The following is a 21,389-nucleotide window of genomic DNA, read 5'->3' on the forward strand; positions in this document are numbered from 1 at the left end:
AGGTCAGCGGAGTGGCGGGGGTCAGCGGAGGATCATGGATTTCGCCCGATCGGAGGGTTCGGGCGGCGGGGCGGGGCGTCAACGCACGGCCGCCCGCGGGCCGGTTGGGCGCGCGGGCGGCAGCGGGCGGTGCGGCGGTGGACCGCGTCAGACGCGGACGCCGAACATGTACGGCATGTTGTTGATCGACTCGTAGCGCACCACGGCACCGGTGCGCGGGGAGTGCAGGATCTGGCCGTTGCCGGCGTAGAAGCCGACGTGGTGCAGGTCGGAGTAGAAGAACACCAGGTCGCCGACCTGGAGGTCGCTCTGCGAGTTGATCCGGGTGCCGATCTGCGCCTGGGCCTGCGAGGTGCGCGGGATGGTCTGGTTGGCCTGGGCGAAGGACCAGGAGGTGAAGCCGGAGCAGTCGAAGGAGCTGGGGCCGCTGGCGCCGTAGACGTACGGGCTGCCGATCTTGCTCTGGCCGGCCGCGTAGGCGGAGGTGGCCCGGCCCGACACCGGCTTGGCGGCGGAGGAGCCACCGCTCTTCGCCTCGGTGCCGGCGCTCTTCTTCGGCGCGGACTCCTCCTGCGCCTTCAGGGCGGTGCGCTCGCTGGCGCGGCTGGCGCGCTTCTCCTCCTCCTCCAGGGCCGCCTTCTCCGCGGCGGTGAGGGAGTTGAGGAGCTTCTGGGCCTGGGCCAGCTTGCCCTGGACCTCGCCCTTCTTCTTCCCGAGTTCGCTGCGGGTGTCGGCGAGGTCCTTGAGCTTGTCGCCGGCCTCCTGCCGCTGCTGGGCGAGGGAGCGCTGCTTCTCCTGGATGGTGCGCAGCGCCTCGACCTGCTTGCCGCTGAGCTGCTCCAGCGTGGACGCCTTGTCGAGGTAGCTGTCCGGGTCGGCGGAGAGGAAGAGCTGGAGGGAGGGATCGATGCCGCCGCTGCGGTACTGGGCGCTGGCGAGCGAACCGAGACCGGCGCGGAGTTCGTTGACCTCGTCCTGTCCCCGGGCGACCTTGTCCTGGAGGGTGCCGATCTCCTTCTCCAGCTTGCCCTGCTTCTCCTTGGCCCCGTTGTACTTCTCGGTGGCCTTCTCCGCGTCCTGGTAGAGCTTGTCCACCTTGGACTTGACCTCGTCCTTGGTGGGCTTCGCGCTGGGCGCGGCCTGGGCGGTCTGGGAGGTGAGCGCGACGGCCGCCGCGGCGGTCGCGGTGAGCACGGTCACGCGGGCGCGGCTGGGCTGCTTCGGTCGACGGTGGGACGCCACGGGGGCGGTCTCCTTCTTGCCTCAGCCGCCTACCGATTCGCCGGCGGGCGGTGCCCCTCCACCGTCGCTCCCGTTGAGCGATCACCCGAGCGGAGGTTCGACGCCCGACCTTAGTGACCCTCTTGTGATCAGTTCAAATCCTCACCGGAAAAAACTCGCCCCACAGCGACATTCTTTACACACAACTCACAAGCGGTGATCCGGAGCTGACGTTACGTCGCAAGAAAACATGAGGAACGCCACCAAGGGCCATGAACCGAGCGAATCCGACGGAACGGGCCGATGGGGCGTACGGACGGGCCGCTACCCTCGCGACAGCCGCTTGAGGAGCATCACCGAGGCCACCGGGCGCGCCCCCGCCCGGGCGACTCCGTCGGCCACCTCCCGGTCCGTGGAGGCGACGATGACCGGACGGCCCGGCGGCTCGGCGCGCACCAGCTGACGGATCAGCTCGTCCGCGGTCACCCCGGGCTTGGAGAACAGCACCCGCACCCCGCGCGGCGGGGCGAGCAGCACCGGTGCGACGAGTTCGGCGCCGTCGAAGACGCAGGTGACCTCGGCACCGGTCTGGGCCGCGAGTTGGGAGAGCTGGCCGAGCAACCGCAGCCGCTGCTTCTCCAAGGGCATCTGCGGATAGCCGGTCTTGGTGACGTTGTAGCCGTCGACGACCAGATGGGCCTGGGGCAGCCCGAGCAGTTGGTCCAGGATCGCCGGATCGTGCTCGGACAGGGCCCGCGCCGCGATGTCCTTGGGCGTCATCCGCCCCGGCTCCACCGCGTCGACGGTGTCGGCCGGCCGCACCGACACCGGCGGCAGGGCGAGTTCGCGGCGCAGTCCCTGGGCGGATTCGAGGAGGGTGTCCAGGAGCAGTCGCAGCCGCATGTCCTCCACGCTGCGGCCCTCGCGCGCGGCCCGTCGGCTGGCCTCCAGGGCGGCTTCGGTCTCGCCGAGCCGGGACTTGAGGCGGCGGGTCTCGCTCTCGGCCGCGGTGAGCTGGCTCTGCCCCTCGGCCCGGACGTGGTCCATCTCGGCGTGCACCTTGCGCAGCTCGGCCTGGCCGCGCTTGACGTCGCTCAGGGCGCTGCGCAGCTTGCGCTGGGCGGACTCGGCCTCGCGGCGGACGGTGTCGAGCTCGCCGCGCAGCCGTTCCGTCTCGGTGCGGACCTGCTGCCGGGCCTCGGCGAGTTGCTCGCGCAGCCGGTCGAGTTCGGCGCGGGTCTCCTCGTCGGCCCGCTCGGCGTCCGCCCGCTGGGCCTCCTCACCGGCGGCGGCCACCAGCTTGACCCAGCCCACCGGGCGCAGGACGTAGGCCGCGGCGGCCACGTCGAGGGGGTCGGCGGCGGGTGGCGGGGCCCCCGAGTCGAGGGCTTCGGCCAGCTCGGGTTGGGCCCGGCGGAGGAACTCCGCGATGCGTTGGCGGAACAGTGCGTCGCCCTCGACCGCCGCGGCCATCGCGTTGCCCGCGAACTTGGCGCGGCGGCTGGGGGTGAAGCGGACGTACTGGCGCAGTGCGCTCGGCAGCTCGGCCGGGGTGAGCCCGCCGAAGCCGTCCGAGACGATCTGGACGACCCGGCGGCGCACGCCTTCGGGCAGCGGCCGGTCGAGCACCTCGGCCGTGCCGTCGTCCGGCACACCGCCTCCGCTCTCCGTCATCCGTCCACCCCACTAGCCGCTAGCTGTGCGGGGCCGGCTCCGTCAGGAGTCGGCGCCCGGCCTGTCCACGAGTTCCACGTTGTCGAGCGCGTTGCACCATCGGCAACGCACGGACTCGATGGTCTCACTGACGACCTCGCGCTCCTCCACCTTCGGCTGCCCGGCCAGGTCGAGGTGGACGTACTCCACCACCTTCGACGAACGGGTCACGTCGAACCGGGTGAGGTTGCCGCAGAGCGTGCAGCGCCACCGGGTGGTGTCGGTCGGCAGGGGTACCGTCATCGTGAGCGTCACTTTCCGTCGGGTGCCGGGGCCTCGGCGGCGGACCCGATCACTTCCATGGTGCGCCCGTCGCCTGAGCCCGTGTCGCCGTAACCCTACGACCTGGACGGGTGCCACCGCTCGGCCCCCGGCAACGGCGGGGCAACCGTCCGGTTTCGGTCCTGTTCCGCCATGATCTGCTCATGATCGGCTCCCCGGACGCCACGGAGCGACCACAGCGGACCGCGCCCCTGGTGGCGGCGGTCTCGGCGGCACCGGTCACGTACGCGCTGATCGCGGCGTGCACGGCGCTCTTCGTCGGCTCCCCCGCCTCGGGCATCGGTGCGCTGCACGGCGCCGGGGACGCCCTCGCGCTCGCCCAGCGGGACCTGTTCGCACGTTGGGGCGTGGTCCCCGCCGAACTGCTGGCCGGACGGGCCCCCGCGCTGTCGACCCCGGTCACCGCCCTGTTCGTGCACGGCGGCTGGCTCCACCTGCTCGGCAACATGCTGTTCCTCCAGGTCTTCGGGGTGATGGCCGAGAAGCGCCTGGGTTCACCGCGCTACCTCGCGCTGTACGGGGGGTGCGGAGCCCTGGCACTCGTGGGGTACGCGGTGGCGCACGCCGACTCGGCGGTGCCCCTGGTGGGGGCCTCGGGAGCGATCTCGGCGGTGCTCGGGGCCTTCCTGTACCTCTTCCCCGGGGCACGGGTGACCAGTCTGTTCCCGTTCCTGTTCTTCCTGCCGCTGCGACTGCCCGCCTGGGTGGTGCTGCCGTTCTGGGCGGGCCTCCAGTGGCTCGCGGTCGGTCGGGGCGGCGGCGGGAGCGGCGTGGCCCACCTGGCGCACCTGATCGGCTTCGGGCTCGGGGTGCTGTGCTGCTGGGCGGCCCGCGCCCGGGTCGGCCGGGACCGGTGCGGCATCCGAAACGCCCCGATCGCACCCCCGGCTACAGTGACACCACCAGCCGCGGCCCCCGAGGGAGACGACAGACCGTGATCACCGCGATCGTGCTCATCAAGACCAGCGTGGACCGGATCCCCGAGATCGCCGAGGCCGTCGCGGGGCTGGACGGGGTCAGCGAGGTCTTCTCCGTGACCGGCACCTACGACCTGGTCGCCATGGTCCGGGTCCGGGCGCACGAGGACCTCGCCGAGATCATCCCCGGCCGGATCAGCAAGATCCCCGGCGTCGAGGCCACCGACACCCACGTGGCGTTCCGCACCTACTCCCAACACGACCTCGAAGCCGCGTTCGCCATCGGACTGGACTCCTAGGACCCGCCCCGCGCGCCCGCCCACCGCTCCCCCGTCACCGGGATCCACCGGGCCGAGGTGAAGAAGTCTTCATCTTCGACTCATCCAGCGGCGCGGTTCGGTTCGCCACGATCAGTGCCATGGTCTTCACACATCGCATAGCGGCGCTCGCCGCGGTCGTCGCGATCCCCCTGGGGATCGCGGTGACGAGTTACGCACTGACCGACACGCAGGACGACCGCAAGGTGCCGACGAAGGTGGAGTTGGAGAGCGGCTCGCCCGCCTCGCCGAACAGCCCACCCAAGGACGAGACGGTCTCGCCGGCTCCCGTGGACCGGACCCCCACCCCCTCGCGGTCCGGGAAGAACGATTCCGACGACTCCGACGACGGCGCTTCCCCGAGCCCCTCGGCAAGCGCCTCCCCCAGCCCTTCCCCCAGCGGAGACGACGATGACGACGGCCCGGGCGGCGACGACGCCGGTGACGACGGCTGATCCGGTGCGACGCTGGGTGTCCGCCCGGCTGCGCATCCTGCTCTGGCTCCTGCTGGTGATGGCGGTGGCGCTCGGCGCCGTGGCCTTCGCCACCCGTTCGGTGCTCCTGAAGGAGGCCGACGACCGCATCCGCGGACTGCTCGTCCAGGAGACCGCCGAGTTCGCGAACCTCGCCCGACAGGGCGTCGACCCGCGGACCGGCCAGCGCTTCACCGACCCGCAGGCACTGCTGCGGCTGTTCCTGGAGCGCCAGTACGCCGACCCCGACGAGGAGTTGCTGGGACTGACCGAGAAACCCGGGGACCGTCCCCGCAAAATGGTCCAACCCCGGGAGCCCCGGGTGAAGAACCCGTTGGCCAAGGACGAAGGGGCGTTCACCGAGATATTCGAGTCCGAGGATTCGCTGGGCACCCTGCACCGCTCCCGGGGGGAGGTGCGCTGGGCGCGGGTGGACATCGAGGCGGACTCCCGGATGCCGCGGGCCGCGTTCGTGGTGGCCTTCCACCCCGGCGGCGAGCAGAAGAAGGCCGACGACGTCTTCACCATGCTGCTCGCCATCTCCGGGGTGGCACTGCTGATGACCACCGGCATCGGCTGGGCCGTCGCCGGACGCATCCTGCGGCCGGTGCGGCTGATCCGCACCACCGCCGCCCAACTCACCGAACAGGACCTGACCAGGCGCATCCCGGTGCAGGGCCGCGACGACATCGCCGCGCTCGCCGAGACGTTCAACGCCATGCTCGACCGGTTGGAGCGCGCCTTCGCCGCCCAGCGCGAGTTCGTCGACGACGCCGGTCACGAACTGCGCACCCCCATCACCATCGTCCGGGGCCATCTGGAGCTGATGGGCGACGACCCCGCCGAACGCGAGGAGACCGTCCGGATCGTCCTGGAGGAACTGGAGCGGATGAGCCGGATCGTGGAGGACCTGCTGCTGCTCGCCAAGGCCGAGCGGCCCGACTTCGTAGCCCCGGAACCGGTGCAGCTCGGCGAGCTGACCGCCGACGTGTTCGTCAAGGCCCGGGCGCTCGGCGAACGGACCTGGCTGCTCGGCTCGATCGCCGACGCCGAGGTCCGACTCGACGCCCAACGCATCACCCAGGCCATGGTGCAGCTCGCCCAGAACGCGGTGCAGCACACCGTCACCGGCCAGCAGGTCACCATCGGCTCCCGGATCGAGGAGGGGCGGGTCGAGCTGTACGTGGCGGACGGCGGTCCCGGCGTCCAACCCCAGGACGCCCAGGTCATCTTCGAGCGGTTCCGACGGGGCACCGCCCGCCGCGGCGCCCGGGCCACCGGAGCGGGGCTCGGCCTCGCGATCGTCAAGGCCATCGCCGAAGGCCACGGGGGACGGGTCGAACTGCGGACCACCGAGGGCGGCGGCGCCACCTTCGTGCTCGTCTTCGACCTGGATGCCGAAACCATCCTGCTGACCGCCGGCGAGGAGCCCGCTGAGGAGGCCGTGCCGTGAACCGGATACTCATCGTGGAGGACGAGGAACGCATCGCCTCCTTCGTGGAGAAGGGACTGCGCGCCAACGGCTTCGCCACCACCGTCGTCGGCGACGGCGAGGCCGCCTACGAGTACGCCGTCACCGGCGGCTTCGACCTCATCGTGCTCGACATAGGGCTGCCCGGGAAGGACGGCTTCACCGTCCTGCGGCAGCTGCGCGAGGCCCGCGTCTCGGTCCCCGTGATCGTGCTCACCGCCCGGGACTCGGTGCGGGACACCGTCGCCGGACTCGAAGGCGGCGCCGACGACTGGATGACCAAGCCGTTCCGCTTCGAGGAACTGCTCGCCCGGGTCCGGCTGCGGATGCGCACCGCCGCCCGGGCCCCCGAGGTGACGGTGCTGCGCAACGGGGAGCTCAGCCTCGACCTGCGCACCCGCCGGGCCCGCTCCGGACAGCGCACGGTCGACCTGACCGCCCGCGAGTTCGTCCTGCTCGAACTGTTCCTGCGCCACCCCGGACAGGTCCTGTCCCGGGAACAGATCCTGTCCCACGTGTGGGGGTACGACTTCGACCCCGGCTCCAACATCGTGGACGTGTACGTCCGGGCGCTGCGCAAGAAGCTGGGCGCGGACCGGGTGGAGACCGTCCGCGGCATGGGCTACCGGCTGCCCGAGTAGCCGCCGGACTCCGCCGTCCCCCGCCCCGCACGGGGTCACCCACGGTGCGCGCCCGCGCACTCCGGTGGCCCCGTGCAGGCGTCTTCGCCCGCCGGTGCCGGCGGGGCCCGCCTTCCGTGAAGTTCCCTTCATCAACGGCTCATGGAGCACTCACCGCCCGGGTGAAACCTTCTTCATGTGACTGTGAACTACCGGCAAATGGCGACCCTGTGCGTGGCCCTGAGCATCTGTGCGGTGCTCGTGGTACCCGGCAACTTCCCGGGACTGGGCGGCGACGCACGGATCACGCTGGCCGTCTTCGCGCTGGCCACCTGCGCGTGGATCGGCACCCCGATCGACGACACCTACATCGCGCTCGGCGCCGGACTCGCCCTCACCGCCACCGGCGTGATCAGCAGCGACGCGCTGTTCGGCACGCTCGGCGACGACACCGTGTGGCTGCTGATCTGCGCCTTCGTGCTGGCCGCAGCCGTCTCCCGGACCGGACTGGCCGGCCGCGCCGCGGCCTTCCTGGTCAGCGGCGCCCGCAACGTCCGTCAACTCGTGCACCTGACGACGGCCGCCCTGGTGGTGACCGCCTTCGCGGTGCCCGCCACCTCCGGCCGGGCCGCGCTCGCCATGCCGGTCTTCCTGGCCCTGGCCAAGGTCCTCGCCGACCGCAAGCGCCTGGTGGTGATGCTCGCCCTGCTGTTCCCCACGGTGATCCTGCTCTCCGCGGTCGCCACCCTGATCGGCGCGGGCGCGCACCTGATCACCGTGTCCGTGCTGTGGGACGCGGTGGGCCAGCGGATCGGCTTCACCGAATGGCTGCTCATCGGCCTGCCGTTGGCGATCGTCTCCTCCCACCTGGCCGCCGAGGTGGTGCTCTTCACCACCACCAAGCGCGCCGACCGCGAAGGCCCCGTCCAGATCACCGCCGAGGAGATCCAGGAGCACAGCGAGCGGCCCGTCACCGGACCCTGGGAGCCGGCCGAGACCCGCTGCGCCCTGCTGCTCGCCACCGTGATCGCCCTGTGGTGCAGCGAGCCGCTGCACCGGGTGCCGCCCGCCGTGGTGGCCCTGATCGGTGCGGTCGTGGCCTCCTCCCCCGCACTCGGCACGGTGCGGCTGAAGGACGCCCTGAAGACGGTGCCCTGGTCGATGCTGCTGTTCATGGCGGCCACCATGGCCATGGGCCTGGCCCTCTCCGACTCCGGGGCCGCCGCCTGGCTGGTGGGCGGCATCCCGCTGGACCTGCCGCCGTGGCTGTTCCTCGCCGTGGTCATCACCGTGTCCACCGGCGCCCACCTGCTCCTCCAGTCGCGCTCCGCCCGCTCCTCGGTGCTGGTGCCGCTGGTCGTCGCGGCAGCGGCCTCCGCCGGGGTCAACCCGGTGGCCGCGGCCCTCGCCTCCACCGCCGCCGCCGGCTTCTGCCACACCCTGCCGGCCTCGGCCAAGCCCGTCACGCTCTACTCCGACGTGCCCGGCATCCCGACCTACACCCCGGGGGACCTGCTGCGGATGTCCGCCGTGCTGGCTCCGCTCACGGCCGTGCTGGTGCTGCTGTTCGCGGTCGCGGTCTGGCCGCTGCTGGGCGTCCCCCTCACCCCCTGACCGGGGCCTCGGCCCCGCACCCGCGGGCGATCCGCCCGCACACCCTCACCCCCAGGAGTACCCACGATGCTCACCCGATTCGCCGTCGCCCCCAGCGGCTTCAAGGAGTCCCTGTCCGCCGAAGCCGCCGCCGAAGCCATCGCCGCCGGCGTGCGCAGGGTGCTCCCCGACGCCGAGATCGACCTGATACCGCTGGTCGACGGCGGCGAGGGCACCGCCCGCGCCCTGGCCACGGCGTCCGGCGGACGGTTGGTCCCGCTGCGGGCCACCGGCCCCACCGGGGAGCGCATCGGCACCCACTTCGCCCTGCTCGGCGACGCCGAGGGCACCGCCGTGGTGGAGATGGCCGCGGTCGCCGGGCTCTCCCTGGTGCCCCGGGGCCTGCGGGACCCGGGGGCCACCACCACCTACGGCGTCGGCGAGTTGATCCGCGCCGCCCTCGACGCCGGGGCCCGGCACGTCCTCGTCGGCTGCGGCGACTCCGGGACCTCCGACGGCGGCGCGGGCGCCCTCCAGGCGCTCGGTGCGCGACTGCTGGACGCGGACGGCGAGGAACTCCCGCCCGGCGGCGGCGCCCTGTCCCGGCTGGACCGCGTCGACGCCACCGGGCTGGACCCGCGGCTGGCCGAGACCCGCATCCGGGTCGCCTGCAACCCGTACAACGTGCTGTGCGGGGAGCGCGGCGTGGCCCGGGTCTTCGGCCCGCAGAAGGGCGCGACCCCCGAGCAGGTGGAGCAGTTGGCCGCCGCCCTGGAGCACTGGGCCGCCGTCCTCACCCGTGACCTGAAGGTGCCCACCGACCTGTGCCACGGCCGCGGCACCGGAGCCTCCGGCGGGCTCGGCGCCGGACTCGCGGCGCTGGGCGCCGAGTTGCTGCCCCGGTTCGAGGTGCTGCTGGACCGCATCGGGCTCGACGAGCGGCTGGCCCGCGCCGACCTGGTCATCACCGCCGAGGGCGCGCTGGACCACCAGACCCCGCGCGGCAAGGTCCCCGCCGAGGTCGCCCGCCGCGCCAAGCTGCACGACCGCCCGGTGTTGGCGCTGGCCGGCACCCTGGGCGAGGGCGCCCACCGGGTGCGCTCGGTCGGGGTGGACGCCTACGCGTCGATCATGCCCGCGCCGATGGACCTCACCGAGGCGCTCGGCCGGGGCGGCGAGTTGCTCACCGACGCCACCGAACGCGCCCTGCGGATGGTCCAGCTCGGCACCCGGCTGTCCGGGGGCCGTCCTCAGGAGCCGGTGGGCGCCGTCCGGTCCGGCACGCAGCGCCCGTCCTCGGTGCGGTAGCTCCAGCGGGCGCCCTCGACGACGAGTTCCCGCACGGCCCGGACGAACCGGTCCACGTGCTCGTCGGGGGTGCCCGCGCCGAAGCTGACCCGGACCGCGTTCAGCGAACGCTCCCCGGGGGCCGCCTCGGGCGCCCCGCACTCCCCCGGGTCCTGGGGGTCGGTGCCCAACAGGGTGCGCACCAGCGGGTGGGCGCAGAACAGCCCGTCGCGCACCCCGATCCCGTACTCGGCGGAGAGCGCGGCGGCGAAGTGCGAGCTGTTCCAGCCGTCCACCACGAAGGAGAGGACGCCGACCCGGGGCGCGTCGTCCCCGAACAGCGACAGCACCCGCACCTGGGGCACCTCGGCCAAGCCGGCGCGCACCCGGTCGATCAGCTCCTGCTCCCGGGCCACCAGACGGTCGAACCCGGCCTCGGTGAGCGCCGTGCAGGCGGAGGCGATGGCGTAGGCGCCGATCACGTTGGGGGAACCGGCCTCGTGGCGGGCCGCGTCCTGGTGCCACTCCACTTCCACGCCACCGTCGGCCCGGCGCGACACCTTCCGGGAGGCGCCGCCGCCGGCCAGGTACGGCTCGGCTGTGCGCAGCCAGTCCGCGCGCCCGGCGAGCACCCCGGAGCCGAAGGGGGCGTAGAGCTTGTGTCCGGAGAAGGCGATCCAGTCGACGTCCAGGTCCGCCACGTCCACCGGGTGGTGCGGGGCGAGTTGGGCCGCGTCCAGCACGATCCGGGCGCCGTGGGCGTGCGCGGCGGCGGCCAGTTCGCGCACCGGCCACAGCTCCCCGGTGACGTTGGAGGCGCCGGTCACGCAGACCAGCGCCGGCCCGTACGGGTCGCGGTCGGCCAACGCCCGCTCCAGGGTGTCCACCGCCTCGGCGGGGGTGCGCGGCGCGTCCAGGTAGGTGACGCGGGCGTCGCGCCAGGGCAGCAGGGAGGCGTGGTGCTCGGTCTCGAAGACGAACACCTGGCAACCCGCGGGCAGGGCGGCGGCGAGCAGGTTCAGCGAGTCGGTGGTGGAGCGGGTGAACACCACCTGGTCGCCCTCCCGGCAGCCGAGGAACCCGGCGACGGTCCGGCGGGCGTTCTCGAACAGGTCGGTGGAGAGCTGGGAGAGGTAGCCGGCGCCCCGGTGGACGCTGCCGTAGTAGGGGGCGTAGGCGGCGACGTCGTCCCACACCCGCTGGAGGGCGGGGGCGCTGGCGGCGTAGTCGAGCGCCGCGTAGGTCACCTCGCCGCCGGTGACGAGGGGGACGGTCACCTCGCGGCCCAGCACGGGCAGCAGCGGTTCGGCGGCGGTGCAGACGGGCTCGGCGGTGGTGGCACGTGCGGACATGACGGACTCCCGGGTGAGGCAGGGCGCGTCGGAGCCACGCCGGACCGCCGCGCGGCGGGGCGTCGACCGGCACCGGACGGCGGAGCGCACGGACCGGAACGGGACGGGGCGTGGGAGGACGCGGGAAGGGGTGAAGGGACACACCGGACGGGGCGTGCGCGGAGGTGGGGCGCTGCGCCCTATCGCATTCGCTTGCTCACGGAAACCGCTCCCTCGACGACCAGGACCCCTGGAGAGACGCGAGGGGTCCGCGCTTGCCGTAGACCTCGCTGCCTACGACCTGGTCTTCACCCGGGGCACCCCGCCACGGACGGAGGGTTGCCGGACAGCAGGCCGGGGCCGATGCGCTGTCACTCATGACCTGGGATGCATCATGCCAGACGATCGCGCGGGCGCACCACCCCGTCCCGGCGGCGGTGCGCCGCCGGCCGCCCCGCACGAGACGGCCGGTGGGACGGGCGGACGCGGGTCAGGCGTTGCTGACGGCGACCCAGCGCTCCAGGACCCGGTGGGCCGCGCCGGAGTCGATCGACTCGGCGGCCCGCACCAGGCCGGTGCGGATCTGCTCGGTCAACGGTCCGGTGCCGGGCTCCAGCGCCACCAGGGCCGCCGCCGAGTTGAGCAGCACCGCGTCCCGCACCGGGCCGGTCTCCCCCGCGAGCAGCCGGCGGGCCACCTCCGCGTTGTGGGAGGCGTCCGCGCCGCGCAGCGCCTCCACCGGCACCAGGTCGATGCCGACCTCCCGGGGGTCGAAGCGCTGTTCGGCCACCGCGCCGTCGCGCACCGCCCACACCGTGGAGGTGGCGGTGGTGGTCAGTTCGTCCAGGCCGTCGTCGCCGCGGAAGACCAGGGCGGAGGAGCCGCGTTCGGCGAGCACGCCGGCCACCACCGGCGCCATCCGCGCGTCGGCCACCCCGGTGGCCTGCGCCCGGACCCGGGCCGGATTGGTGAGCGGGCCGAGGAAGTTGAAGACGGTGCGGATGCCCAGTTCCTTGCGGGCGGCGCCGACGTGCCGCATGGCCGGGTGGAACTTGGCGGCGAAGCAGAAGGTGATCCCGGCCTCCTCGGCCACCTCCGCCACCCGCTCCGGCGTCAGTTCCAGATTGACGCCCAGCTTCTCCAGCACGTCGGAGGCCCCGCTCGCGGAGGAGGCGGCGCGGTTGCCGTGCTTGACGACCTTGGCCCCGGTCCCGGCGACGACGATCGCGGACATGGTGGAGATGTTGACGGTGCGGGCGTTGTCGCCGCCGGTGCCGACGATGTCCACGCTGGGACCGGGCACCTCGATGGTGCGGGCGTGCCGGTACATGGCGTCGACGAGTCCGGTGAGCTCCTCCACGGTCTCGCCCTTGGCCCGCAGGGCGACGGCGAAGCCGGCGATCTGTGCGTCGGTCGCCTCCCCCTGCATGATCCGGTCCATCGCCCAGGCGGTGGCGTCGGCGCTCTGGTCCGCCCCGGAGAGCAGGGCGGTGAGGACCTCCGGCCAGGAACGGGCCGCCGCGGTGTCGCCTCCGGTGGGGGTCACAGCGCTCATGGGTCGCTCCTGGGTGCGGGCCGTGCGGGGTGCGTACGGCGTACGGGGACGGGGCCGCCCGGCGGGGCGGCCGTCGACGTCGCGGGTCGTGCGGTGTCGTGGTGCCTTTGGATCCACCCTATCGAGGCGCGGAGGACGCGAAGGGCCCCGTCCGTGCAGTGGACGGGGCCCTTCGGGTGGCGACCCGCCGGGGCCCGTGCGGGCCCCGGCGCGGGAGACTCAGTGGTGGCCGTGGCCGCTCTGGATCTCCTTGTACTCCTCGACGCTGGGCTTCTCGATCTGCCCCTGCTCGCCGTAGTAGCCCTTCGACAGACGGGCCCGCAGCTTCTGCACCGGGGAGACCTTGCGCTTCACTCCGTTCTCGTCGACCAGCGGGCCGATCTCGACCGGCTTGTACTGCTCGTGCTGGGTGAGCGTGTGCAGCTGCTCCTGGTTGAGCGGCTCGTGGACCTCGATGAACTCACCGTGCGGCAGGCGCTTGATGATGCCGGACTCGCGTCCGTGCAGCACCTTGTCCCGGTCCCGGCGCTGGAGGCCGAGGCAGATCCGCTTGGTGACGATGAAGGCCACGACCGGCCCCACGAAGAACGCGATGCGCACGAACCAGGTGATCGCGTTGATCGAGAGGTGGAAGTGCGTGGCGACGAGGTCGTTGCCACCGCCGATCAGCATGATCACGTACCAGGTGATCCAGGCGACGCCCACGGCCGTACGGGTCGGAGCGTTGCGCGGACGGTCCAGCAGGTGGTGCTCGCGCTTGTCACCGGTGACCCAGGACTCGATGAACGGGTAGACCGCGATCGCGACCAGCACCAGCGGGAAGACCATCAACGGGATGAACACGCCCAGGACGAGGGTGTGTCCGGCGAAGTTGATCTCCCAACCCGGCATGACGCGGATCAGACCCTCGGAGAAGCCCATGTACCAGTCGGGCTGGGCGCCGGTGCCGACCATGTCGGGTCGGTAGGGGCCGATCGACCAGATGGGGTTCAGGGTGAACATCGCCGAGATGACCGCGATGACGCCGAAGACCAGGAAGAAGAAGCCGCCCGCCTTGGCCATGTAGACCGGCATCAGGGGCATGCCGACGACGTTCTTCTGGGTCCGGCCGGGGCCGGGGAACTGGGTGTGCTTGTGGTACACGACGAGGATCAGGTGGGCCACGATCAGGCCCAGCATGATGCCCGGCAGCAACAGCACGTGCGCGGAGTAGAAGCGCGCCACGAAGTCGTGGCCCGGGAACTCCCCGCCGAAGAGGAAGAACGACAGGTACGTGCCGACGATCGGCACGGAGAGGACCGCGCCCTCCATGAAGCGGACACCGGTGCCCGACAGCAGGTCGTCCGGGAGCGAGTAGCCGGTGAAACCGGTGAACATGCCGAGGACGAACAGCAGGAAGCCGAAGACCCAGTTGACCTCACGCGGCTTGCGGAACGCGCCGGTGAAGAACACGCGCATCATGTGCGCGAACATGCCGGCCAGGAAGATCAGCGCGGCCCAGTGGTGGATCTGCCGGATCAGCAGACCGCCGCGGACCTCGAAGGAGATCTTCATGGTCGAGTTGAACGCCTCGGACACCAACTGGCCCTGGAGCGGGGCGTAGGGGCCGTGGTACTCCACCTCGTTCATCGACGGGTGGAAGAACAGGGTCAGGTAGACACCCGTGAGGATGATGATGATGAAGGCGTAGAGGCAGACCTCACCCAGCATGAAGGACCAGTGGTCCGGGAAGATCTTGCGCATGTTGGCCTTGGCGAGGGAGTAGATCCCCAGCCGGCCGTCCGCCCAGTCGGCGACCCGCTCGCCCGCGGGCGCTTTGCCCCGGCGGGTCTGGGTCTCGGTGGTCGTCGTGGTACTCATCCGCGCTCCCAGAAGGCCGGACCGACAGGCTCGTCGAAGTCGCCGAGCGCCTCGAGGTAACCCTCCTTGTTCACACCGATCCGCAGCTGCGGGAGCGGGTGGCCGGCGGGGCCGAAGATGACCCGGGCGCCGTCGGAGAGGTCGAAGGTGGACTGGTGGCACGGGCACAGCGCGTGGTGCGTCTGCTGCTCGTACAGGCTGATCGGGCAGCCGACGTGGGTGCAAACCTTGGAGTAGGCGACGATCCCGTCGTGCGACCAGGCCAGTTCCTGCTTGTCCTTGATGTCCCCGGGCTGGAGCCGGACGATCATCACGGCGGCCTTGGTGATCTCGACCAGGAAGTCGTGGTCGTGCTCCTCCAGGCCCTCGGGCTTGACGAAGGTCAGCGAACCGACGGCGATGTCCTCGGGGCGCAGCGGCTCGTCGGTGTTCATGTTGACGAGCAGCTTGCCCTTGGCCCACAGGGTGTGGCGGAGCTTGGTGCCGGGCGCCGGGCCCAGACCGCCGAGCAGGACGACGCCGGAGAGCGGGAACAGCGCCAGCGCACCGAACATCGTGTTGCGGATCAGCTTGCGCCGGCCCATGCCGGACTCCTCGGCTCCCTGCCGGAAGTCCGCCATGACCTTCGCCTTGACCTCGGGGGAGGCGGCGATGGGGTGGCGCTCGTCGACCATCTCCACGTCGGACATCAGGGTGCGGGCCCAGTGGACCGCTCCCGCGCCGATGAGGAACAACGACACGCCGAGGGTCAGGCCCAGGGTGAAGTTGAGGGCGTTGGTGTGCCCGATCGGCCACACGTAGATGGACTTGTCGACCGGGATCATCACGTACGCGACGATGAAGCCGATCGTGCCCAGCATCGACAGCACGAACATCAGGGCCACGGTGCGCTCGGACCGCTTGGCGGCCCGCTCGTCGATGTCCTGGATGCGGTGCTCGTGCGGCGGCAGTCCCGGGTCGGCGAACGGGTTCTCCGTGTCCGCGAGGGCTACCGAGCCGTGGGCGTGGTCCTGCGCTGCGGGCAGGTTCTCTTCTGGAATGTCTTGGCTACTCATGACTTCTTGGCCTTTGCGGTCCGAGCGGCGACCCAGATGGCGGTGATGATCAGCGCACCGAGACCGAAGATCCAGGCGAACAGGCCCTCACTGACCGGCCCGAGGCCGCCGAGGGTCAGACCACCCTGGTTGACCGTCTTGTCCCCGTTGACCGCGTTGACGTAGGCGATGATGTCCTTCTTCTCCTTCTCCGGCAGCGTGGTGTCGGGGAAGGAAGGCATGTTCTGCGGCCCGGTCTGCATGGCCTCGTAGAGGTGCTTCGGGCTGACGCCCTCCAGGCTGGGGGCGTACTTGCCCTTGGTGAGGGCACCGCCCTGACCGGTGAAGTTGTGGCACTGCGCGCAGTTGTTGCGGAACAGCTCACCGCCGTTGGCGGCGTCCGCGCCGTCGAGGCTGTACTGGTCCTCGGTGGGCACCTCCGGGCCGGGGCCCATGGTGGAGACGAAGGCCGCGAGCTGGTCGATCTGGGCCTGCGTGTAGACCTTCTTCTTCTTCGGGGCCTGGGCACCCTGGGCCACCATCGGCATCCGGCCGGTACCGACCTGGAAGTCGACGGCGGCGGCGCCGACGCCCGCCAGCGGCGGACCGTCGGAGCTGCCCTGACCGGCCGTGCCGTGGCAGCTGGCGCAGCCGACGGCGTACAGCTTCTTGCCCTCTTCGATGGCGAGGGACTGGGCGGTCTCATCGGCCTGCGCCTTGTCCGCCGGCGCGAACGCGGCGTACAGCCCCCCGGTGGCCGCCAGCGCGAGGAGTAGGACGACGACCGCCGCCAGCGGGTGGCGTCGTCGTGCGGAGAGCTTTTTCACGGATTACCCCGGTGTCAGGATCTTCTGCGTCGATGCTTCTGGTTGTCGGGAGCGGCCCTGGGGGCGCGGCCCGATTACTTGATCAAGTAGATCGTGGCGAAGAGGCCGATCCACACGACATCGACGAAGTGCCAGTAGTAGGACACGACGATCGCGGCGGTCGCCTGCTCGTGGGTGAACCTTCTGGCCGCGTAGGTGCGACCCAGGACCAGGAGGAAGGCGATCAAGCCCCCCGTCACGTGCAGTCCGTGGAAGCCGGTGGTCAGGTAGAACGCGGAGCCGTACGGGTCGGAGGACAGCGAGAGGCCGTACTCCTTCACCAGCTCCGTGTACTCGAAGATCTGACCGCCGATGAAGATCGCACCCATGATGAAGGTCACGATGAACCACATCCGGAGCTTCTTCACGTCCCCGCGCTCGGCGGCGAAAACGCCGAGCTGGCAGGTGAAGGAGGAGAGCACCAGGATCGTGGTGTTCGTCGCCGAGAACGGGAGGTTCAGGGTCGACGCCTGTTCCTTCCAGAAGTCGGGACCGGTCACCGATCGCAGGGTGAAGTACATCGCGAAGAGCGCCGCGAAGAACATCAGCTCGGAACTCAACCAAATGATGGTTCCGACGCTGGTGAGGTTCGGCCGATTGACCGACGGGTGCGCGGGCCCGGTTTCTACTGTCGTTGCTGTCGCCACGACCGACATTATGTCGGTCGCTTATCTCGCCCTCACTCCGGGGGGTGCCGTTCGGTGTGTCCACCCCGTGTGCGCTGCCCGGATGGCCCATCGAAGCGGTGTCCGAACCGGTGTTGACGACGTGTCCGAGCGAGTAGCATCCGCCCCAGCGGTTCCCGTCCCAGGCATCCCACAGCCCCGGGCCCCACGGTCCCGGTGCCCGCACGCACTCGGAGGAACAATGCAGCCGACCGCCACGGTGCTGGTCTACAGCGACGACGCGAACACGCGGGAGCAGGTGCGGCTGGCCGCGGGGCGCCGACCGGCCGCGGACCTGCCGCCCGTCGAGTTCGTCGAGTGCGCCACCCTGCCCGCGGTGCTCAAGGAACTGGACCGGGGCGGCATCGACGTGTGCGTCCTGGACGGGGAGGCGGTGCCCGCGGGCGGCATGGGCGTCTGCCGGCAGATCAAGGACGAGGTGTTCCGCTGCCCGCCGGTGCTGCTGCTGATCGGCCGGCCCCAGGACGCCTGGCTGGCCACCTGGAGCCGCGCCGAGGCCGCGGTGACCCACCCGGTGGAGCCGGTGGAGTTCGCGCAGGCCCTGGCCGGGCTGCTGCGCAGCCGGCTGGCCGTGCAGGCGTAGGAGGTCCCACGGGCTCCGTTCCGGCGCCGCGTCCCCGGCTCAGGTCCGGGGGCGCAGCCGGGCCTGCTGGGCCGGGGGCGGGGTGCGGGGGCCGGCGTCACCGGTGACCGCGCTGCCCTCCTGCCACTCCGTCCAGTCCAGGTTCCAGTCCCCGTACCCGTTGCCGAAGGGCGCCATGTCCTCGCCGTAGCTGTTGACGACCTTGACCAGGTCCCCCGGGCGGACGGTCTCGTAGAACCAGGCCGCGTTGCCGGTGCTCATGCCCACGCAGCCGTGACTGACGTTGGCGGAGCCCTGCGAGCCCACCGACCAGGGTGCGGCGTGCACGTACTCCCCGCTCCAGGTGACGCGGGTGGCGTAGTACACGGGGAGGTCGTAGGACTCCGAGGTGCCCGCGGCGATGCCGATGCTGGTGCCGCGCATCCGGACGAAGTACTCCTTGCCCAGGACCACCTTGATGCCGTTGCGGGTCTCGAAGCCGGGCTTGCCGGTGGTGACCGGGATCGAGTTGATCTGTTCTCCGTTGCGGTACACCGTCATGCGGTGCGCGGAGGCGTCGGCGACCGCGACGATCCGGTCCCCCGTGGTGAAGGTCAGCGGGGCGCTCTCGCCGCCCCACAGCCGGGTCCCCACCTTGATGCCCTCCAGGGCGCTGCGGGCCCGGACGGTGGCGTTGACGGGCCAGTACTCCTTGGGGCGGTAGTGCAGGACCTGGTCGTCGAGCCAGTACCAGGAGCCCTCGACTGCGGGCATCGACTCGACCTTCAGCCCGCGTTCGACCGCGGCACGGGCCTTCTTGTCGGTGACGGGCTCGCTCAGCTCGGCGATGATCGGCTGCCCCACCCCGTAGGTGCCCTCCTCGGGACCGAAGGTGACCGTCAACTCGCGCTTCTTGGCAGGGACTCCCGTCTCGAAGGTGACGACCCTGCGGCCGGGCGAGCCGTCCGCCTTCTCGGTGCTGACCCGGGCCGTGTAGTGGGCGCCCGCGGCCAGGGGGACGGTGGTGCGCCAGCGGGTGCCGTCTGCGGAGAGGGTGCCGGCCACGTACCGGCCGGCGGCGTCGGTGGCGGTGACGTCGGTGATGCGGCCCCCGCCGCCGGGCTTGGCCGTGATCTCCAGCGGCCGGTCGGGGTCGAGCTTGGCACCGCTCGCGGCGGCTCCCAGGACGACCTGGCTCGCCGCGTCGTACGGCGCGGCGGACAGCGGATGGCCGGCGGGCTCGTCACAGGCGGTGGCGCCCGCGAGGAGGGCGACCACCAGCGTCGTGCAGCTCATGACCGTACGCGTGCGCGGTGAGTGGTTCATGGTTGCGAGCCTATGAACGTCCCCCCTGTCAAGCACGGCGGGTGAGCCGTACGGGGGGTGTCGGGGCGTACGACGGGGCCCGGACCTCCGGGTGGAGTGTCCGGGCCCCGTACGGGTGCTCAGTGGGTGCTACTGGTTCTGGTTCTCACCGTGGTAGTACTCGAAGACCCAACCCAGCAGGCCGACCACGAGGATCGGCGCCGAGAAGTAGAGCAGCCACCAGCCGAAGATGACGCCGCAGAAGGCGAACGCGCCGCCCACCGCGAGCGCGAGCGGCTGCCAGCTGTGCGGGCTGAAGAAGCCCACCTCGCCGGCGTCGTCCGCGACGTCGGCCTCCTTGTTGTCCTGTGCGCCCGCATCGACCCGCCGGGCCGTGAAGGCCAGGTAGTAGCCGATCATGATGCACAGGCCGAAGGCCATGAAGAGCGCCGTGGTGCCGACCGGCTCCTTCGACCACACGCCATAGACGATCGCCATGACGAGCACGAAGACGCTCAGCCAGATGAACATCTTGCCCTGGATCTTCACTTGCCGGCCTCCTTGCCGCCAGCCAGCGCCTCACCGGAACCGGGGCCGAGGTGCCCGCCCGCGTTCTCCAGCTGGTCGAGCGCGGCGATCTCCGGGTAATGCAGGTCGAACGCCGGGGATTCGGAACGAATGCGCGGCAGGGTGACGAAGTTGTGCCGGGGCGGCGGGCAGGACGTGGCCCACTCCAGCGAGCGGCCGTAGCCCCAGGGGTCGTCGACCTCGACCTTCTTGCCGTACTTGGCGGTCTTCCAGACGTTGTAGAAGAACGGCAGCATCGACAGCCCGAGCAGGAACGAGCTGATCGTGGAGATCGTGTTCAGGGCGGTGAAGCCGTCCGCGTTCAGGTAGTCCGCGTACCGGCGGGCCATGCCCTCGGCGCCCAGCCAGTGCTGGACCAGGAAGGTGCCGTGGAAGCCGATGAACAGCGTCCAGAAGGTGATCTTGCCGAGGCGCTCGTCGAGCATCTTCCCGGTGAACTTCGGCCACCAGAAGTGGAAGCCGGCGAACATCGCGAAGACCACGGTGCCGAAGATGACGTAGTGGAAGTGCGCGACCACGAAGTACGAGTCGGAGACGTGGAAGTCGAGCGGCGGCGAGGCCAGGATGACACCGGTCAGACCACCGAAGGTGAAGGTGATCAGGAAGCCGATCGCCCAGAGCATCGGGGTCTCGAAGGACAGCGAGCCCTTCCACATCGTTCCGATCCAGTTGAAGAACTTCACGCCGGTCGGGACGGCGATGAGGAACGTCATGAAGGAGAAGAACGGGAGGAGCACGCCACCGGTGACGTACATGTGGTGCGCCCACACCGTGACCGAGAGGCCGGCGATGGCGATCGTCGCGCCGATGAGTCCGGAGTAACCGAACATCGGCTTGCGGCTGAACACCGGCAGGACTTCGGAGATGATGCCGAAGAACGGCAGGGCGATGATGTACACCTCGGGGTGGCCGAAGAACCAGAAGAGGTGTTGCCAGAGCAGTGCGCCGCCGTTGGCCGGATCGAAGATCATCGAGCCGAACTTCCGGTCCGACTCCAGCGCGAAGAGGGCCGCGGCCAGCACCGGGAAGGCGAGCAGGACCAGCACACCGGTCAGCAGCACGTTCCAGGTGAAGATGGGCATGCGGAACATCGTCATGCCGGGCGCGCGCATGCAGATGATCGTGGTGATGAAGTTGACCGAGCCGAGGATCGTGCCGAAGCCGGAGAAGGCCAGACCCATGATCCACATGTCCGCGCCGATGCCCGGCGAGCGGACCGCGTCGGAGAGCGGCGAGTAGGCGAACCAACCGAAGTCCGCGGCACCGTTCGGGGTCAGGAAGCCCGCGACCGCGATGAGCGAACCGAACAGGTAGAGCCAGTAGGCGAACATGTTCAGTCGCGGGAACGCGACGTCGGGGGCACCGATCTGGAGCGGCATGATCCAGTTCGCGAAGCCCGCGAACAGCGGCGTCGCGAACATCAGCAGCATGATCGTGCCGTGCATCGTGAACGCCTGGTTGAACTGTTCGTTCGACATCAGCTGCGTGCCCGGGCGGGCGAGCTCGGCGCGCATGAACAGCGCCATGACGCCGCCGATGATGAAGAAGACGAACGAGGTGACCAGGTACAGGGTACCGATGGTCTTGTGGTCGGTGGTGGTGAGCCACTTGACCACGACGTTGCCGGGCTGCTTGCGACGGACCGGCAACTCGTTCTCGTACGAGTCGTCAGCCACCTTCGCGTCCCGTGAAGGGTCGTTGATGATGC

At 70.9% G+C, this 21,389-nt stretch carries 20 protein-coding genes and 1 riboswitch; of the genes, 8 read left to right on the forward strand and 12 right to left on the reverse strand.

Annotated features, from left to right (window positions below; translation table 11 throughout):
* Positions 1-147: 147 nt before the first annotated feature.
* From ACSMX9_RS05625 to ACSMX9_RS05635, 3 genes are all read right to left on the reverse strand, one after another.
* Complete coding sequence (locus ACSMX9_RS05625; RefSeq protein WP_366114439.1) at positions 148-1,242, reverse strand: C40 family peptidase; 1,095 nt, start codon at positions 1,240-1,242, stop codon at positions 148-150.
* A 303-nt stretch (positions 1,243-1,545) separates the two neighbouring features.
* Positions 1,546-2,895, reverse strand: coding sequence for an NYN domain-containing protein (locus ACSMX9_RS05630; RefSeq protein ID WP_445400442.1), 1,350 nt, complete (start codon positions 2,893-2,895; stop codon positions 1,546-1,548).
* Positions 2,896-2,937: 42 nt separating this feature from the next.
* On the reverse strand, positions 2,938-3,177 hold the full coding sequence (locus ACSMX9_RS05635; RefSeq protein WP_351242411.1) for a hypothetical protein: 240 nt from the start codon (positions 3,175-3,177) through the stop codon (positions 2,938-2,940).
* Positions 3,178-3,359: 182 nt separating this feature from the next.
* Between ACSMX9_RS05635 and ACSMX9_RS05640 the strand changes: the two genes are divergently transcribed.
* The 7 genes from ACSMX9_RS05640 (at position 3,360) to ACSMX9_RS05670 (ending at position 9,915) form a co-directional block, all read left to right on the forward strand.
* The gene (locus ACSMX9_RS05640) at positions 3,360-4,154 is read left to right on the forward strand and encodes a rhomboid family intramembrane serine protease (protein ID WP_445400444.1); all 795 of its coding nucleotides are present in this window, start codon (positions 3,360-3,362) and stop codon (positions 4,152-4,154) included.
* Positions 4,151-4,432 carry an Lrp/AsnC family transcriptional regulator gene (locus tag ACSMX9_RS05645; protein WP_351242407.1) on the forward strand — a complete coding sequence of 94 codons (282 nt, stop codon included), beginning with the start codon at positions 4,151-4,153 and terminating at the stop codon, positions 4,430-4,432. Before ACSMX9_RS05640 ends, ACSMX9_RS05645 begins: the two co-directional genes overlap by 4 nt.
* Positions 4,433-4,551: 119 nt before the next feature.
* On the forward strand, positions 4,552-4,905 hold the full coding sequence (locus ACSMX9_RS05650; protein ID WP_445400446.1) for a small secreted hydrophilic protein: 354 nt from the start codon (positions 4,552-4,554) through the stop codon (positions 4,903-4,905).
* A complete protein-coding gene (locus ACSMX9_RS05655; protein WP_445400448.1) occupies positions 4,862-6,376 on the forward strand; it encodes an ATP-binding protein in 1,515 nt (504 codons plus the stop codon). Before ACSMX9_RS05650 ends, ACSMX9_RS05655 begins: the two co-directional genes overlap by 44 nt.
* Complete coding sequence (locus ACSMX9_RS05660) at positions 6,373-7,035, forward strand: response regulator transcription factor (protein ID WP_351242401.1); 663 nt, start codon at positions 6,373-6,375, stop codon at positions 7,033-7,035. The genes ACSMX9_RS05655 and ACSMX9_RS05660 overlap by 4 nt, the downstream gene beginning before the upstream one ends.
* A gap of 198 nt (positions 7,036-7,233) precedes the next feature.
* Entirely contained in the window at positions 7,234-8,628 is a 1,395-nt protein-coding gene (locus ACSMX9_RS05665) for an SLC13 family permease (protein WP_445402905.1), read from the forward strand.
* A gap of 66 nt (positions 8,629-8,694) precedes the next feature.
* On the forward strand, positions 8,695-9,915 hold the full coding sequence (locus tag ACSMX9_RS05670; RefSeq protein WP_445400450.1) for a glycerate kinase: 1,221 nt from the start codon (positions 8,695-8,697) through the stop codon (positions 9,913-9,915).
* Here the strand turns inward: ACSMX9_RS05670 and ACSMX9_RS05675 are convergent.
* From ACSMX9_RS05675 to ctaE, 6 genes are all read right to left on the reverse strand, one after another.
* The gene (locus ACSMX9_RS05675; RefSeq protein ID WP_445400452.1) at positions 9,858-11,246 is read right to left on the reverse strand and encodes an aminotransferase class V-fold PLP-dependent enzyme; all 1,389 of its coding nucleotides are present in this window, start codon (positions 11,244-11,246) and stop codon (positions 9,858-9,860) included. The two genes, ACSMX9_RS05670 and ACSMX9_RS05675, sit on opposite strands and share 58 nt — an antisense overlap.
* Before the next feature lie 245 nt (positions 11,247-11,491).
* Positions 11,492-11,608, reverse strand: a riboswitch (SAM riboswitch).
* 107 nt (positions 11,609-11,715) lie between these two features.
* Positions 11,716-12,780 carry an anthranilate phosphoribosyltransferase gene (gene trpD, locus ACSMX9_RS05680; protein ID WP_445400454.1) on the reverse strand — a complete coding sequence of 355 codons (1,065 nt, stop codon included), beginning with the start codon at positions 12,778-12,780 and terminating at the stop codon, positions 11,716-11,718.
* Between the two features lie 219 nt (positions 12,781-12,999).
* On the reverse strand, positions 13,000-14,640 hold the full coding sequence (gene qcrB / locus ACSMX9_RS05685) for a cytochrome bc1 complex cytochrome b subunit (protein ID WP_445400456.1): 1,641 nt from the start codon (positions 14,638-14,640) through the stop codon (positions 13,000-13,002).
* The gene (gene qcrA / locus ACSMX9_RS05690) at positions 14,637-15,695 is read right to left on the reverse strand and encodes a cytochrome bc1 complex Rieske iron-sulfur subunit (RefSeq protein ID WP_445400458.1); all 1,059 of its coding nucleotides are present in this window, start codon (positions 15,693-15,695) and stop codon (positions 14,637-14,639) included. Before qcrA ends, qcrB begins: the two co-directional genes overlap by 4 nt.
* Positions 15,692-16,501, reverse strand: a complete 810-nt coding sequence (qcrC, locus tag ACSMX9_RS05695) for a cytochrome bc1 complex diheme cytochrome c subunit (RefSeq protein WP_445400460.1) — start codon at positions 16,499-16,501, stop codon at positions 15,692-15,694. The genes qcrA and qcrC overlap by 4 nt, the downstream gene beginning before the upstream one ends.
* Before the next feature lie 74 nt (positions 16,502-16,575).
* A complete protein-coding gene (gene ctaE / locus ACSMX9_RS05700; protein ID WP_351242385.1) occupies positions 16,576-17,196 on the reverse strand; it encodes an aa3-type cytochrome oxidase subunit III in 621 nt (206 codons plus the stop codon).
* 211 nt (positions 17,197-17,407) lie between these two features.
* Between ctaE and ACSMX9_RS05705 the strand changes: the two genes are divergently transcribed.
* The gene (locus ACSMX9_RS05705; RefSeq protein WP_445400462.1) at positions 17,408-17,809 is read left to right on the forward strand and encodes a hypothetical protein; all 402 of its coding nucleotides are present in this window, start codon (positions 17,408-17,410) and stop codon (positions 17,807-17,809) included.
* Between the two features lie 39 nt (positions 17,810-17,848).
* Here the strand turns inward: ACSMX9_RS05705 and ACSMX9_RS05710 are convergent, their stop codons facing one another.
* From ACSMX9_RS05710 to ctaD, 3 genes are all read right to left on the reverse strand, one after another.
* Positions 17,849-19,114, reverse strand: coding sequence for a L,D-transpeptidase (locus ACSMX9_RS05710; RefSeq protein WP_351242381.1), 1,266 nt, complete (start codon positions 19,112-19,114; stop codon positions 17,849-17,851).
* A gap of 129 nt (positions 19,115-19,243) precedes the next feature.
* A complete protein-coding gene (locus tag ACSMX9_RS05715; protein WP_351242379.1) occupies positions 19,244-19,642 on the reverse strand; it encodes a cytochrome c oxidase subunit 4 in 399 nt (132 codons plus the stop codon).
* Complete coding sequence (gene ctaD, locus ACSMX9_RS05720) at positions 19,639-21,387, reverse strand: aa3-type cytochrome oxidase subunit I (protein WP_445402906.1); 1,749 nt, start codon at positions 21,385-21,387, stop codon at positions 19,639-19,641. The genes ACSMX9_RS05715 and ctaD overlap by 4 nt, the downstream gene beginning before the upstream one ends.
* Positions 21,388-21,389: the final 2 nt, after the last annotated feature.

The sequence above is a fragment of the Streptomyces sp. LE64 genome, from assembly GCF_052606915.1.

Bases quoted from the DNA above. Each gene is read 5' to 3' on its own strand.
- ACSMX9_RS05655 (WP_445400448.1), top strand. From the start codon at position 4,862: ATGACGACGGCCCGGGCGGCGACGACGCCGGTGACGACGGCTGATCCG.
- trpD (WP_445400454.1), bottom strand. From the start codon at position 12,780: ATGAGCGCTGTGACCCCCACCGGAGGCGACACCGCGGCGGCCCGTTCC.
- ACSMX9_RS05670 (WP_445400450.1), top strand. From the start codon at position 8,695: ATGCTCACCCGATTCGCCGTCGCCCCCAGCGGCTTCAAGGAGTCCCTG.
- ACSMX9_RS05675 (WP_445400452.1), bottom strand. From the start codon at position 11,246: ATGTCCGCACGTGCCACCACCGCCGAGCCCGTCTGCACCGCCGCCGAA.
- ACSMX9_RS05710 (WP_351242381.1), bottom strand. From the start codon at position 19,114: ATGAACCACTCACCGCGCACGCGTACGGTCATGAGCTGCACGACGCTG.
- ACSMX9_RS05705 (WP_445400462.1), top strand. From the start codon at position 17,408: ATGCAGCCGACCGCCACGGTGCTGGTCTACAGCGACGACGCGAACACG.
- ACSMX9_RS05640 (WP_445400444.1), top strand. From the start codon at position 3,360: ATGATCGGCTCCCCGGACGCCACGGAGCGACCACAGCGGACCGCGCCC.
- ACSMX9_RS05635 (WP_351242411.1), bottom strand. From the start codon at position 3,177: ATGACGGTACCCCTGCCGACCGACACCACCCGGTGGCGCTGCACGCTC.
- ACSMX9_RS05630 (WP_445400442.1), bottom strand. From the start codon at position 2,895: ATGACGGAGAGCGGAGGCGGTGTGCCGGACGACGGCACGGCCGAGGTG.
- qcrA (WP_445400458.1), bottom strand. From the start codon at position 15,695: ATGAGTAGCCAAGACATTCCAGAAGAGAACCTGCCCGCAGCGCAGGAC.
- ACSMX9_RS05650 (WP_445400446.1), top strand. From the start codon at position 4,552: ATGGTCTTCACACATCGCATAGCGGCGCTCGCCGCGGTCGTCGCGATC.
- ACSMX9_RS05665 (WP_445402905.1), top strand. From the start codon at position 7,234: ATGGCGACCCTGTGCGTGGCCCTGAGCATCTGTGCGGTGCTCGTGGTA.
- qcrB (WP_445400456.1), bottom strand. From the start codon at position 14,640: ATGAGTACCACGACGACCACCGAGACCCAGACCCGCCGGGGCAAAGCG.
- ctaE (WP_351242385.1), bottom strand. From the start codon at position 17,196: ATGTCGGTCGTGGCGACAGCAACGACAGTAGAAACCGGGCCCGCGCAC.